This is a genomic window from Verrucosispora sp. WMMC514 (assembly GCF_027497295.1).
GTDB classification, from domain to species: Bacteria; Actinomycetota; Actinomycetes; order Mycobacteriales; family Micromonosporaceae; genus Micromonospora; species Micromonospora palythoicola.
Map to the genome: position 1 here is coordinate 6,028,723 of NZ_CP114906.1, position 13,649 is coordinate 6,042,371.

Consider the following 13,649-nt stretch of genomic DNA (forward strand, 5'->3'; position numbering starts at 1 on the left):
TCAGCGGGGCCAGGCCGCCAGCTGTCGCCGGACCTGGGCGATGTCGGCCGGGCCGAGGCCGTAGCGGGTGAACCGGGTGTCCGGGATCCGGTCGAGATACCGGCCGGCCGCCCGTACGTCGTCGTCATCGAGGGCGGGGTCGAGCTGCCGGGCGAGTTCCAGCAACTCCGCCACCGACCGGTGCGCCAGGGCGGATGCCACGTCGATGTAGTCGCGTACCTCGCGGCGGTTGACCAGGGCGGCGGTCTTGTTGGCGATGAGGTCCCGGACGTCCATGACCGGCCCGAGGTCCATCACCACCGGGCTGCGGTGCCGGTCGAGACGGGCCAGGCTGAGGCGGATGCGCCGGCCGTCCCGGGCGACGACGAAGTCCCGCAGGTCCCGGTCGAAGCCGTCGAAGAGGTCACCGAGGTCGCTGGCCGGGTCGGCGTCGGACACCTGGAACCCGGCGTACTCCAGCGCGGCCCGGACGTCGGCGGCTGCCGCGGCGGCGGCCCCCTCCACGTCGGCGAAGAGGTCGACGTCCTCGGTGGGGCGGGTGACCAGTCCGTACGCGGCCCAGGCCACCCCGCCACCGAGCACGAAACGGTGCGGCCCGGCGACGGTCAGCGCGACCCGGGCCACCTCCCGGTAGAACTCGTGGGGGTGCGCGTCGGGGGATGCCCCGGTCACGCCGACCGGAGACCCGGGTGTCGGCTCTCCCACGCCAGCCGTACGCCCCGGGGCAGATTGAGCAGTCGCCACACCCGGCGCAGCGTCCGTCCGTCGACCAGCCGACGCAGGTCCTCGGCGTTCGTGGTCTCGCGCAGCACGTTCTCGTACAGCCAGAGCAACTGGTCGGGGTCGGCGAGGTCGAACGCCCGGTCGGCGCACCACATCAGTCGCACCGGCAGTTCCACCACCCCTCGGGTGGGCCCGCGCAGCTCGGCGAGGGTCCGGGCCACCACGGCGGGCCGGCCGGGTCGGGCCAGGTGCGCCACGCCGGTCGTGGTGGGGGAGACCGCCTGCATGGTGTCAGGGTAACCCCAGTTCGGGTCGATCCGAACTGATGACCTGGTTCTGGGTGGGTTGCGGTTGGGGTGGGTTGCGGTGGGGGTGTGGCCCGCCGTGCCCGGCTCCGGGCGGTCAGGCTTGATCCCTGCGCCGGGCACGGCGGGCCACACCCTCGTCGTGCGTGCGCTGCCCGCCCCACCCCCGGACTTCCCCGTTGATCATGAGGTTGGCGGCGTTTTTGATCTCTAGAACTGCCGCTAACCTCATGGTCAACGCTGTGGGTGCTGTCGGGTGTTGCGGGGGTTTGGGCGTGGTGCCCGGCTCCGGGGGTGGTGCGGCTTGGCCGCTGCGCCGGGCGGTCAGCTTTGGTCCGTGCGCCGGGCGCGGCGGGCTCGCATCCTTCCTTGTCGTGCGGGAGGGATCAGCGTTGGGTGTGGATCTTGGTGCGATTGTGCCCTTGGGTGGGCGTTGTCGGACCAAGATTGCGGGGTGTCGGGGGGTTTGGGGTGGGTGTCCGGTTCGGGACGGGCCGGTGGTGGAATGGGTGCCGGGGCGGGGGCGTTGGACATCCCTGAACGACCGTGGAAGACGCCGCCCGCCGAGGGTGGGTGCGGGCCCCCGGGAATGATGGCGGGCCGGCGGTCGTTACACATGGTCCCGGCGACGCGAAGCGGCCCTGAGGCCCCGCGTACCGGAGATTTTTCCCCCTTGTTTGAGCGCCTTTCTGGTGCTTGCGTGCGCGCGTCCCGTCCCCCTGTGGGTGTGTGTGCGTCGACCCCCGAATGGAGCTTTGTGATGAACACGATGCTGCGTAAGAGCGTGTTGGGTATCGCGGGTGTGGCGTTCACCGGTGGTCTGTTCGCCGGTCCGGTGGCCGCTCACGCCGACACCACCCCGGTCAAGACCAACCCGGTCGCAGCCGTGCAGGCCGACGTGGTGCGGGCCGACAAGCCGGACATGGGCCGGCTGCTGCCGCACGGCACCCCCACCGGCCAGTCGCACGTCGACCTGGGCGACGAGCAGATCAGCAATGTGAAGGCGATCATCGCGGCGACGAAGAAGGCCGGCATGGACGAGCGCGCCGCCGTGGTGTCGATCGCGACCGCGTTGCAGGAGTCGAAGCTGGAGAACCTGGGTCACCTGGGTGACCGCAACGACCACGACTCGCAGGGCCTGTTCCAGCAGCGCCCGTCGAGCGGCTGGGGCACGGTGGAGCAGATCACCGACCCCGAGTACTCGACCCTGGCGTTCCTGAAGGGTTTGAAGCAGGTCGACGGCTGGCAGGACATGCCGCTGACCCAGGCCGCGCAGACCGTGCAGGTGTCGGCCTACCCCGACCACTACGCCCAGTGGGAACAGCAGGCCGCCGACCTCGTCGCCCAGCACTGGACCAGCTGACAACCACCAGCTGACCACCACGAACATTACTCCACAGGGGGAGCAGAAAGCCGCCGGCCGGCACCCGAACCCGGGTGCCGGCCGGCGGGCTCCGCGGAGACCATCGGCTCCCTACTGTGGCGGCGGTCACGACAGGGGTACGAAGAAGCGGAGCGGGTAACCTGTTGACTCGGGTGTCGGTGTGTCCAGTGTCCCCGGGCCTCACCTAAATTGCCGTCGCGGAATACCGTTCGGCTGGAGCCGCGTCGCGCCACTCGCCGAGAGGCGACCTGCACACCGGCACCTTCGTCGCCCCCGGCCCGTTCTCGGGCCGGGGGCGACGTCGTGTGTGGTTCCGGTAGGTGGGTCGCCGATCCCGGCCCGCTGTCCTAAGGTCGAGACCGGAGGTGTCGAGCGTGGGGCTGCGGGACAGGTTGCTGGGCTGGCCGGTCTACCGGCAGCTCACCGGCACCGACCCGTTGGGTCGGGGTGCCGCGGCGTGTTCGAGCCGCAGTGCCGAGTTGACCGCCCGCACGCAGGACGCCGACCGGGTCGCCCGTTCCGTCTGCCCGTACTGTGCCGTCGGCTGCGGTCAGCGGGTCTTCGTCACCGACGAGCGGGTCACGCAGATCGAGGGTGACCCGGACAGCCCCATCTCCCGGGGCCGGCTCTGCCCGAAGGGTGCCGCCAGCCGGAGCCTGGTCACCAGCCCGCTGCGCCAGACCACGGTGCGCTACCGGCGGCCGTACGGCACCGAGTGGGAGGACCTGGACCTCGACACCGCGCTCGACATGATCGCCGACCGGGTGCTCGCGGCGCGCGCCGACACGTGGGAGGACGTCGACGCCGAGGGCCGGCCGTTGAACCGCACCCTGGGGATCGCCAGTCTGGGCGGGGCCACCCTGGACAACGAGGAGAACTACCTCATCAAGAAGCTGTTCACCGCGATGGGGGCGCTTCAGATCGAGAACCAGGCCCGGATTTGACACTCCGCCACCGTCCCCGGTCTGGGGGCCAGCTTCGGTCGCGGTGGCGCGACGGATTTCCAGCAGGACGTGGCGAACGCCGACGTCATCGTCATCCAGGGTTCCAACATGGCCGAGGCCCATCCGGTGGGCTTCCAGTGGGTGATGGAGGCGAAACGGCGCGGGGCCAAGGTCTTCCACGTCGATCCGCGGTTCACCCGGACCAGTGCGGTCGCCGACGTGTACCTGCCGATCCGGGCGGGCACCGACATCGCGTTGCTGGGCGCGGTGGTGAACCACATCCTCAGCAACGAGCTGGATTTCCGGGAGTACGTGCTGGCGTACACCAACGCGGCGACGATCGTCAGTGACGACTTCGTCGACGCCGAGGACGCCGACGGGCTCTTCTCGGGATTCGACCCGGCGACCGCCAGCTACGTGCAGGACAGCTGGCAGTACGCGGGCCACGAGCGGGACTCCGGCAGTGGCCACACGGCCCGGGAGCGGGAGACCGCGGCCGGGCTGCGTCACGAGTCGCACGGTGCTCCGGTCGCCCGGCAGGTGCAGCGGGACGAGACGCTGCAACACCCGCGCTGCGTGTACCAGATCCTCAAGCGGCACTTCGCCCGCTACACCCCGGAGATGGTGGAACGGGTCTGTGGCGTACCTCGGGAGAAGTTCCTGGAGCTGGCCCGGGCCTGGACGGAGAACTCCGGGCGGGAGCGCACCGGCTGCCTGATCTACTCGGTCGGCTGGACCCAGCACACGGTCGGCGTGCAGTACATCCGCACCGGGGCGATCATCCAGCTGCTGCTGGGCAACGTGGGTCGGCCCGGCGGTGGGGTGCTGGCGCTGCGCGGGCACGCCAGCATCCAGGGATCCACCGACATCCCGACCCTGTTCAACCTGCTGCCGGGCTACCTGCCGATGCCGCACCATGCCCGGCATCCCGATTTCGACGCCTGGACGGACAGCATCCGGCACCCGGGTCAGAAGGGTTTCTGGGGCGGCGCCCGCGCCTATGCCGCCAGCCTGCTCAAGGCGTACTGGGGGGACGCGGCCACTGCGGAGAACGACTTCTGCTACGGGTACCTGCCCCGGCTGACCGGTGACCACGGCACCTACCAGCAGGTGCTCAACATGATCGACGGCAAGGTGAAGGGCTACTTCCTGCTCGGCCAGAACCCGGCGGTCGGTTCGGCGCACGGCCGGGCCCAGCGGCTGGGCATGGCCAACCTCGACTGGCTCGTCGTCCGCGACCTGTTCATGATCGAGAGCGCGACGTTCTGGCAGCGCGGCCCGGAGGTCGCCACCGGTGAGATCGTGCCGGAACAGTGCGCCACCGAGGTGTTCTTCCTGCCGGCCGCCTCGCACGTGGAGAAGGAGGGCACCTTCACCCAGACCCAGCGGCTGCTGCAGTGGCGGGAGAAGGCCGTCGACCCGCCCGGCGACGCCCGCTCCGAGCTGTGGTTCTTCTACCACCTGGGGCGCCGGATCCGGGCGAAGCTGGCCGGCTCTGCCCTGCCGCGCGACCGGGCGCTGCTCGATCTGACCTGGGACTATCCCACCCACGGCCGGCACGCCGAGCCGGACGCCGAGGCGGTGCTGCGGGAGATCAACGGGTACGACACGGCGACCGGCCGTCCGCTGTCGGCGTTCACGCAGGCCCGTGCGGACGGGACGACCGCGATCGGCTGCTGGATCTACACCGGCGTGTACGCCGACGGGGTCAACCAGGCGGCCCGCCGCCGGCCCGGACACGAACAGGACTGGGTGGCCGCCGAGTGGGGGTGGGCGTGGCCGGCGAACCGGCGGCTGCTCTACAACCGGGCCTCCGCCGACCCGCAGGGCCGCCCGTGGAGCGAGCGGAAGCGGTACGTGTGGTGGGACGCCGAGGCCGGCCGGTGGACCGGCCGTGACGTGCCGGACTTCGAGGCGACGAAACCGCCGTCGTACCGGCCGCCGGAGGGCGCCACGGGATCGGCGGCGCTGGCCGGTGACGATCCGTTCATCATGCAGTCCGACGGTAAGGGCTGGCTGTACGCGCCCAGCGGGGTGCTGGACGGGCCGCTGCCGACGCACTACGAGCCGGCCGAGTCGCCGGTGCGCAACCCGCTCTACGGCCAGCAGGCCAACCCGACGCGCAAGCGGTACGCCCATCCGGTGAACTCGACGAACCCGAGTCCGCCACAGCAGCACGACCACGTCTTCCCGTACGTGTTCACGGTCAGCCGGCTCACCGAGCACCACACCGCCGGTGGGATGAGCCGGACCGTCGCGCCGCTGGCGGAACTGCAGCCGGAGATGTTCGTGGAGGTCTCCCCGGAGTTGGCGGCGCTGGCCGGGCTGACCCACCTCGGCTGGGCGCATCTGATCACCGCCCGGGCGGCGATCGAGGCCCGGGTGCTGGTCACCGATCGGCTGGTGCCGCTGGTCGTCGACGGTCGGGTGATCCACCAGCTGTGGCTGCCGTACCACTTCGGCTTCGAGGGGCTGGTCACCGGAGACTCGGCAAACGACCTGTTCGGCATCACCCTGGACCCGAACGTGCTGATCCAGGAGAGCAAGATCGGCACCTGTGACGTGCGGCCGGGGCGCCGGCCCACCGGGGCGGCGCTGCGAGACCTGGTGCAGGATTACCGCACCAGGGCCGGCATCGTGCCGGGTGCCGCACCGCCGGCGGTCACCCCCGGCGTACCGGTCGAGCCACCCGGGCCCACCGGCGACGGAGAGGGGAACCGCTGATGGCCGACCCGCCGCACCGGGCCGCCGCACCACCACGGTCGTCGCTGCCGAACACCGACCCGGCGGCCGCGGCCGGCTGGGTCGATGCCCCACCGCGGATGGGTTTCTTCACCGACACCAGCGTCTGCATCGGCTGCAAGGCGTGCGAGGTGGCCTGCAAGGAGTGGAACGGGGTACCGACCTCCGGGCTGGACCTGCTCGGCATGTCCTACGACAACACCGGCGCGCTGACGGCGAATTCGTGGCGACACGTGGCTTTCGTCGAACAGCCCCGACCGGCCGGTCACGGCACCGCGTCGTTCGCCGGGAACCCCACCGGCGACCCGGCCAGTGCGACCTCCGCCGCCCGCTCGGCCGACACCACGAACCCGACCGGAACCGAACCGGGTGTGCTGCCCGGCGAACCGCCGGCCGCCGCCCGGATGACCGAGTTCCTCGGCATGCCGGCGGCCGGTCCACCCGGACGCACCGGCAGCGCCGAAGGGCGCAGCGACTTCCGCTGGCTGATGATGTCGGACGTGTGCAAGCACTGCACCCGGGCCGGCTGCCTCGACGTCTGCCCGACCGGCGCGCTGTTCCGCACCGAGTTCGGCACCGTGGTGGTGCAGGAGGACATCTGCAACGGCTGCGGTTACTGCGTGTCGGCCTGCCCGTACGGGGTGATCGACCGGCGGGTGGACGACGGTCGGGTGTGGAAGTGCACGCTCTGTTACGACCGGATCGGCGCGGGCCTGACCCCCGCCTGCGCGCAGGCCTGCCCGACCGAGTCCATCCAGTACGGTCCCCTGGACGAGCTGCGGGAGCGGGCCGCCGCCCGGGTCGCCACGCTGCGGGAACGGGGGGAGACGCAGGCACGGCTCTACGGCCACGACCCGGACGACGGCGTCGGCGGCGACGGCGCGTTCTTCCTGCTGCTCGACGAGCCGGAGGTGTACGGCCTGCCGCCGGATCCGCAGGTCACCACCCGGGACCTGCCGGCGATGTGGCGCCGGGCGGGGCTGGCCGCGCTGGCCATGACGGTGGCGGCCGTCGGTGCGTTCCTCGGCGGTCGACGGTGAACCCGCACCGGCCGGCGGTCGGCGACAGATTCCGCCGCTTCCGGGCCGGCCGCCGTGGCGGTGAGGAACTGACCGTGCCGCCGGCGGAGTTCACCTCCTACTACGGCCGGCCGATCCTGAAACCGCCGGTGTGGACGTGGGAGATCGCCGCCTACCTGTTCACCGGTGGGCTGGCCGCCGGCTCGTCGCTGCTCGCGGCGGGTGGGCAGCTGACCGGGCGCGCCGAGGTTCGCCGCGCCGGCCGGTTCGCCGCGCTGGCCGCCGTCACCGCCAGCGCCGGCCTGCTGGTCAAGGACCTGGGCCGACCGGATCGGTTCCACCACATGCTGCGGGTGGCCAAGCCGACCTCACCGATGTCGGTGGGCACCTGGATCCTCACCGGCTACGGTCCGGCCGCCGGACTCGCCGCGGTCGCCGAGGTGGCGCCGCTGCTGCCCACCCGGGGTCCGCTGGGGTTGGCCCGGCGGGCGTTGCCGCCGGTCGGGCGGGTCGCCGGGCTGGCCGCCGCGGTGACCGCGCCGGCCCTGGGCACGTACACGGCGGTGCTGCTGGCCGACACGGCCGTGCCGTCCTGGCACGAGGCGTACCCCGACCTGCCGTTCGTCTTCGCGGGCACCGCGTTGGCCAGCGGCGCGGGAGTGGGTCTGCTGGCCGTGCCGCCGGCGCAGGCCGGTCCGGCGCGCCGGCTGGCGGTGGCCGGCGCCGGGCTGGAACTGTTCGGCGCGCACCGGGTGGAGAATCGCCTCGGTCTGCTGGGTGAGCCGTACCGGACGGGTCGGGCCGGTCGGCTGCTGCGTGCCGGACGGGCACTGACCGTGGCCGGGGTGGCCGGGGCGGTGCTGGGCCGGCGTAGCCGACTGGTCTCGGCCGTCTCCGGTGCCGCGCTGCTGGCCGCCTCGGTGGCCACCCGCTTCGGGGTGTTCCACGCCGGAGTCGCCTCGGCCCGCGATCCGAAGTACACGGTGCTGCCACAGCGGGCCCGGCTCGACCGGCGGGCGGCCGAACCCGACCGGTGAGCGTGGTGTCGGCGAGGCCGCACGCCCGCCGCCGCACTGTGATCCAATGGCCGGTGGAGGCGTTCAGGCGGCTGGTGCCCCTCCCGGTCTTCAAAACCGGTGTGGTCCGGGATCCGGGCCAGGCGGGTTCGATTCCCGTCCGTCTCCGCCAGGCTGCGAGGAGATGAACCGATGAGCGACGGCGGCGCCGACCCGCGGCGCCGGGTGCCGCGTACCGACGTGTTGCTGGCCGAGCCGTCGCTGGTCGCGGCCGCCGTCGCGGTCGGCCGCGACCGGGTGCGCAGCGCGGTGCGGCAGGCGCAGGACCGGGCCCGCCGGGGGGAGATCGACCCGACCGGGGTACGCGACGCCGCGTTGGCCGCGTTGCCGCCGCCGGTGCCCCGGGTGGTGCTCAACGCCACCGGGGTGGTGTTGCACACCAATCTCGGGCGGGCCGCTCTCTCCGAGGCCGCGCTGGTCGCGGTGACCGCCGCCGCCGGGTACACCGACGTGGAGTTGGACCTGGGCACCGGGCGGCGCGCCCGTCGTGGGCGGGACGCGTTGGCCGCGCTCGCCGCCGCCGTACCCGCCGCCGAGGCGGTGCACGTGGTCAACAACGGTGCCGCCGCGCTGGTGCTGGCGGCCACCGCGCTCGCCGCCGACGCCGAGATCGTGGTCAGCCGGGGCGAACTGGTGGAGATCGGCGACGGCTTCCGGCTGCCCGACCTGCTCACCAGCACCGGCGCCCGGCTGCGGGAGGTGGGCACCACCAACCGGACCACCCTCGCCGACTACGCCGCCGCCGTCGGGCCGCGTACCGGCTTCGTGTTGAAGGTGCACCCGTCCAACTTCCGGGTCACCGGTTTCACCTCGGCCGTGCCGGTACGGCGGTTGGCCGGGCTCGGTGTGCCGGTCGTCGCCGACATCGGCTCCGGGCTGCTGGTGCCCGACCCGCTGCTGCCGGACGAACCGGATGCCGCGAGCACCCTGCGGGCCGGGGCGGCGTTGGTCACCGCCAGCGGTGACAAGCTGCTGGGTGGTCCGCAGGCCGGGCTGCTGCTCGGCGCCGCCGACCTGGTCGAGCGGCTGCGCCGGCACCCCCTGGCGCGGGCGGTGCGGGTGGACAAGCTGACCCTGGCCGCGCTCGCCGGCACCCTCGGCGACCAGGACACCCCCACCCGTCGGGCGTTGCACGCCGACCCGGTGGTGCTGCGTCAGCGGACCGAACGGCTGCGCGACGCGCTCACGGCCGAGGGTCGCACGGCGGAGGTGGTGCCGTCGGTGGCGGTGGTCGGCGGCGGCGGCGCACCCGGCGTCGAGCTCGACTCGTGGGCGCTGAGCCTGCCGGAGCGGTACGCGGGCCCGCTGCGGGTCGGCGACCCACCGGTACTGGGGCGGGTGGTCCGTGGCCGGCTGCTGCTGGACCTGCGCTGCGTGCCCGAGCGGGCCGACGGGTTGCTGCGCGCGGCGGTGCTGGCCGTGTCGGGAGACGACTGACCATGCTGGTGGTGGCCACCGCCGGGCACGTCGACCACGGCAAGTCGACGCTGGTGCGGGCGCTGACCGGGATGGAACCGGACCGCTGGGCGGAGGAGCGCCGCCGGGGCATGACCATCGACCTCGGGTTCGCCTGGACGGCGCTGCCGTCGGGTCGTACCGTCGCGTTCGTCGACGTGCCGGGGCACGAGCGGTTCGTGCCGAACATGCTGGCCGGGGTGGGTCCGGTGCCGGCCGCCGTGGTGGTGGTCGCGGCCGACGAGGGTTGGATGCCGCAGTCCGCCGAGCACCTGGCCGCCCTGGACGCGCTCGGCGTCGGGTACGGCCTGCTGGTGGTGACCCGGGTGGACCTGGCCGATCCGGCGGCGGCCCTGGCCCGGGCCCGGTCGGAGCTGGCGGTGACCTCGCTCGCCGGGGTCGAGGCGGTGCCGGTCAGTGCCGTGACCGGCGCCGGCCTGCCTGCGCTGCGGGCCGCGCTGGACCGGTTGGCCGACCGGATGCCGGCCCCGGTGCCCGACGGCCCGGTCCGCCTTTGGGTGGACCGCTGTTTCACGGTGCGGGGCAGCGGTACGGTCGTGACCGGCACCCTGGGTGCCGGGCGGCTGCGCGTCGGTGACGAACTGGAGGTGGCCGGCAGCGGCGAACCGGTGCGGATCCGGGGCCTGCATCGGCTCGGTGTCGCCTGCGTCGAGGCGGTGCCGGTGGCTCGGGTGGCGGTGAACCTGCGGGGGGTGGCCCGCGACCGGATCAGCCGCGGCGACGCGCTGCTCACCCCGGGTCGGTTCCGCCCCACCGACCTGGTCGACGTACGCCTGGCCGGTGTCGCGGTGACCGAGCTGCCGGTGACGCTGACGCTGCACGTCGGTTCGGCCGCGGTGCCGGTGCGGATCCGTCCGCTGGGGTCGGACACGGCCCGGCTGCGGCTGAGCCGCCCGCTGCCGCTGCTGGTGGGGGACCGGGCGTTGCTGCGTGATCCGGGCCGCCGGTACGTCGCCGGGGCGGTCACCGTGCTCGACGTGTTGCCGCCCCCGTTGGCTCGTCGGGGTGCCGCGGCGGCCCGGGCGGCGGTGCTGGCCACCCTGGACGGTCGTCCCGATCTCGCCGGTGAGCTGGGCCGCCGCGGCCTGGCCCGGGTCGGCGACCTGGTCCGTGCGGGGGTGCCGGTGACCCGGTCGCCGGTGGCGGGTGACTGGCTGGCCGATCCGGCTCACTGGCGGCGGTTGGGCGATCGGCTCGCCGTGGCCGTGGCCGAGCACGCCGCCGCGCATCCGCTGGCGGCGGGTGCCCCGGTCGAGCAGCTCCGCCGGCGCCTCGACCTGCCCGACCGGTTGCTTGTCGAGGCGCTGGTCCGGCCGCCGCTGCGGCTGGTCGCCGGTCGGGTGGTGGGACCCGGCACGGCGGCGCTGCCCGAGCCGGTGGCCCGCGCGTTGGCCCTGGTGAGCGAGGACTACGCGGCCCACCCGTTTCGCGCCCCCGACGCCGCGCGGCTCACCGCCGTCGGGTTGGGTGCCCGGGAGATCGGTGCGGCGGTACGGGCCGGGGCGCTGCTGCGACTGACCGGTAACGTGCTGCTGCCGCCCGGCGCGCCGCAGCAGGCGGTGCGGGTGCTGACCGGGCTGCCGCAGCCGTTCACCCTCAGCGCCGCCCGGCAGGCGCTCGACACGACCCGCCGGGTGGCGGTGCCGTTGCTGGAGTTGCTGGACCAGCGGGGACTGACCCGGCGACTGCCGGATGACGCCCGGGTGGTGGTGGATTGAGCGCATCGTCGCCCCGGAACCGGAGCCGGCACCTACCGTGACGGCATGGACCCCTCGGCGGTCTGGCGGGACCGGCAGCACCGGTGGCGGATCGAGGCGTACCGGGCGCCGGACCTGCGGTTCGCCGTCTACGCGACGAACGGCACCACTGAGTCCGCGCCGCTGTGGCTGTTCGGCATGTCGGCGTTGGCGCGGTGGCTGATGAGCCACAAGATCTCCCTCGACGATCTGGAGGTCGACTGAACGCTCCCTCCTGTGGGGGACATATACCGCCAAAACGCCCGATCGCGTCTGGTGGCGCGTACGGTGCCGACTGTGAAGGACCGAGGCATCCGGAAGTTCCTCGCGGTGCTCGCCGGCCTCGCCGTGATCTACTTCGGCACCACCGGCCGGTCGCCGGAGGAGGGGCGCGGCCTCTCCGGCGGGTTGGTGGTGCTGGCGTTGCTGGCGTCGCTGCTGGTGTGGTACCTGACCAGGCCCGGCGGCGACGCGGCGAAGTGACGCTGCTCAGCGGGTGGCGGCGGCGCGGGTGATCTGCCCGGCCGACTCCTCACCGAGGGCGACCCGGACCAGTGCCGAGGCGAGCCGACCGAAGTCGACGTCGTCGACGAGCCGGGCCAACCGGTCCGTGGTGGCCGGCAGACCGAGCCGTCGCGCTCCGGCCACCGCCCGCCGGTCGGCGTACGGGCGCAGCTCCGGCCAGACCGACTGCACCTCGCGCAGGAAGATGTCCGCCCCGGTGGGTCCGATGCCGGGGAACTCGGTGAGCAGCCGGCGCAGCTGCCTCGGCTCGCCGGCCGCCTCCCGGTGCATCCGCCGCAGGTCGCCGTGCCAGCGGTCCAGGCAGAGCCGGGCGCCGGAGCCGAGCATCGTGGCGGTCCGCTCGTCGTAGCGGCGGTAGTGGCCGCGACCCAGTGCGTCGACCCGTTGCTGCCAGCTGGCGGCCTCCATGGCCTGCGGGGTGCGGTAGCCGGCCGCGAAGAGTTCCCGGGCCGCCGCCACCCCCACCTGCGCCCGGATCCGGGTGCTCAGCAGCGTGACCAGCACCAGCAGCTGGTACAGCGGCGCCGGTCGGTCGGCCAGCGCGATGCCGGCCTCCTCGGCGTACGTACGGCGGGTCAGCAGGGTCCGCGCCAGCGCCCGTTGGTCGCCCATCCGCGGGGTGTACCCACCGGCGGCACGGTTAGCCCTCGCCGGGCTGACCGCGCCGGAATGCCGCCGACGGGGACGGGTAAGCCGCGGGTGAACGCGGCAGCTTGCCGCGTACCGGCGAAGGGAGAGCACCGTGACGAACCCGCAGCAGCAGGAACTGCGGCGCAACGCCCTCGGTGACACCAGCCAGGACAACAAGGGCCCCGATCCGGTGGGCCATCCCCGGAACCGTGGCTCGTCGCCGGGTGACACCGGCCGCAAGGTGCCGCACGGCCAGGTGTCGCCGTACGGTCCGAGCGGACCGGTCGCCGAGGACGACAGCGACCGGTAGCTGGACGCACTAGCTCGACGGCCGCAGCCGGTTCCAGGTGGCTGCGGCCGTCAGCCCGAAGGCGAGGTGCGGGCCGAGGTCGGCGAGCCAGTCGACGCGGCGCCAGGTGCGCGGATCGGTGACGCCGAGCAGGGTCAGCGATCCGTCCGTCAACGTCATCACGCCCCCGCCGAGCAGGACGGCAGCCCGCAGCAGCGGCTGTCGACGGCCCCGGGTCAGCAGGGCGAAGCCGGTGGCGGCGGCGGCACCGACGGCGTAGCCCATCAGCGCACCGAGGCCGCTGCGCCGGTTGTCCGCCTGTTGCGGTGAGCCCAGGGACAGATGGCTGATGCGGGCCACCTTCCCGGCGCTGCGCTCCGGCGTCTGGCTGGCCGGTCGGGCCCGGGCCGTCATGTCCAGGTAGGTCGCGATGTTGAGTGCGGTGGTGCCGACGGCCCCGGCGATGAGGCCGTCGGTCAGGTCGGTCGCCCTCACTTCTTCGGATCTCCGGGCTCGCGGTTGCCCTTGGGCCCGTAGGTCCGCTCGCCCCGCACGACGCCGCGCCGGCCCCGGTCCTCCCGCAGGATCCGGTTCGCCGCCTCGTCGGCCTTCTGGTCCGGGGTGTGTCGGCCCGAGCCGTCGATGGCGTTGCGGAGGCGGGCACGCTGCTTGTCGTAGGCGTTGCTGCCGGGTCGCGGTCCGGGCATGACTGTCTCCTTTGTTCGGCGCCTCGTCGTCGCGGCCTCGGTAGACCCGTTGGGTCGTGGCCGTGGCGTCGGCTCGCCGCCGGTGGCGGACGC

Annotated in this window: 14 protein-coding genes and 1 tRNA gene; 10 read left to right on the plus strand and 5 right to left on the minus strand. The window is 73.5% G+C overall.

The features are described 5' to 3' along the window. Both O7597_RS27935 and O7597_RS27940 read right to left on the minus strand, forming a co-directional pair. On the minus strand, positions 1–672 hold the full coding sequence (locus tag O7597_RS27935; protein ID WP_269741686.1) for a nucleotidyl transferase AbiEii/AbiGii toxin family protein: 672 nt from the start codon (positions 670–672) through the stop codon (positions 1–3). Further along, on the minus strand, positions 669–1,010 hold the full coding sequence (locus O7597_RS27940) for a hypothetical protein (RefSeq protein ID WP_269741687.1): 342 nt from the start codon (positions 1,008–1,010) through the stop codon (positions 669–671). Before O7597_RS27940 ends, O7597_RS27935 begins: the two co-directional genes overlap by 4 nt. Before the next feature lie 778 nt (positions 1,011–1,788). On the opposite strand from O7597_RS27940, the gene O7597_RS27945 reads away from it, so the two are divergent. The 9 genes from O7597_RS27945 (at position 1,789) to O7597_RS27985 (ending at position 11,888) form a co-directional block, all read left to right on the plus strand. Next, complete coding sequence (locus O7597_RS27945; RefSeq protein WP_281581216.1) at positions 1,789–2,391, plus strand: hypothetical protein; 603 nt, start codon at positions 1,789–1,791, stop codon at positions 2,389–2,391. 395 nt (positions 2,392–2,786) lie between these two features. Next, positions 2,787–6,080 carry a formate dehydrogenase gene (gene fdh, locus O7597_RS27950; protein ID WP_281581217.1) on the plus strand — a complete coding sequence of 1,098 codons (3,294 nt, stop codon included), beginning with the start codon at positions 2,787–2,789 and terminating at the stop codon, positions 6,078–6,080. Beyond that, a complete protein-coding gene (locus O7597_RS27955) occupies positions 6,080–7,138 on the plus strand; it encodes a 4Fe-4S dicluster domain-containing protein (RefSeq protein ID WP_269741690.1) in 1,059 nt (352 codons plus the stop codon). The genes fdh and O7597_RS27955 overlap by 1 nt, the downstream gene beginning before the upstream one ends. Beyond that, a complete protein-coding gene (gene nrfD, locus O7597_RS27960) occupies positions 7,135–8,154 on the plus strand; it encodes an NrfD/PsrC family molybdoenzyme membrane anchor subunit (RefSeq protein ID WP_281581218.1) in 1,020 nt (339 codons plus the stop codon). The genes O7597_RS27955 and nrfD overlap by 4 nt, the downstream gene beginning before the upstream one ends. 55 nt (positions 8,155–8,209) lie before the next feature. Continuing rightward, a tRNA-Sec gene (locus O7597_RS27965) sits at positions 8,210–8,305 on the plus strand. A gap of 20 nt (positions 8,306–8,325) precedes the next feature. Beyond that, a complete protein-coding gene (selA, locus tag O7597_RS27970) occupies positions 8,326–9,630 on the plus strand; it encodes an L-seryl-tRNA(Sec) selenium transferase (RefSeq protein WP_281581219.1) in 1,305 nt (434 codons plus the stop codon). A 2-nt stretch (positions 9,631–9,632) separates the two neighbouring features. Continuing rightward, positions 9,633–11,387 carry a selenocysteine-specific translation elongation factor gene (selB, locus tag O7597_RS27975; protein ID WP_281581220.1) on the plus strand — a complete coding sequence of 585 codons (1,755 nt, stop codon included), beginning with the start codon at positions 9,633–9,635 and terminating at the stop codon, positions 11,385–11,387. 45 nt (positions 11,388–11,432) lie between these two features. After that, complete coding sequence (locus tag O7597_RS27980) at positions 11,433–11,630, plus strand: hypothetical protein (RefSeq protein ID WP_093402430.1); 198 nt, start codon at positions 11,433–11,435, stop codon at positions 11,628–11,630. A gap of 72 nt (positions 11,631–11,702) precedes the next feature. Further along, on the plus strand, positions 11,703–11,888 hold the full coding sequence (locus tag O7597_RS27985) for a hypothetical protein (RefSeq protein WP_164449908.1): 186 nt from the start codon (positions 11,703–11,705) through the stop codon (positions 11,886–11,888). A gap of 6 nt (positions 11,889–11,894) precedes the next feature. Here O7597_RS27985 and O7597_RS27990 read toward each other — a convergent pair whose 3' ends face one another. Next, positions 11,895–12,542, minus strand: a complete 648-nt coding sequence (locus tag O7597_RS27990; RefSeq protein WP_269741694.1) for a hypothetical protein — start codon at positions 12,540–12,542, stop codon at positions 11,895–11,897. Positions 12,543–12,672: 130 nt separating this feature from the next. Here O7597_RS27990 and O7597_RS27995 point away from each other — a divergent pair, with 130 nt between their 5' ends. Next, positions 12,673–12,870 carry a hypothetical protein gene (locus O7597_RS27995; protein ID WP_269741695.1) on the plus strand — a complete coding sequence of 66 codons (198 nt, stop codon included), beginning with the start codon at positions 12,673–12,675 and terminating at the stop codon, positions 12,868–12,870. Between the two features lie 9 nt (positions 12,871–12,879). Here the strand turns inward: O7597_RS27995 and O7597_RS28000 are convergent, their stop codons facing one another. Further along, a complete protein-coding gene (locus O7597_RS28000) occupies positions 12,880–13,344 on the minus strand; it encodes a hypothetical protein (protein WP_269741696.1) in 465 nt (154 codons plus the stop codon). Continuing rightward, positions 13,341–13,556, minus strand: coding sequence for a phosphatidylethanolamine-binding protein (locus O7597_RS28005; protein WP_269741697.1), 216 nt, complete (start codon positions 13,554–13,556; stop codon positions 13,341–13,343). The genes O7597_RS28000 and O7597_RS28005 overlap by 4 nt, the downstream gene beginning before the upstream one ends. Positions 13,557–13,649 lie beyond the last annotated feature (93 nt).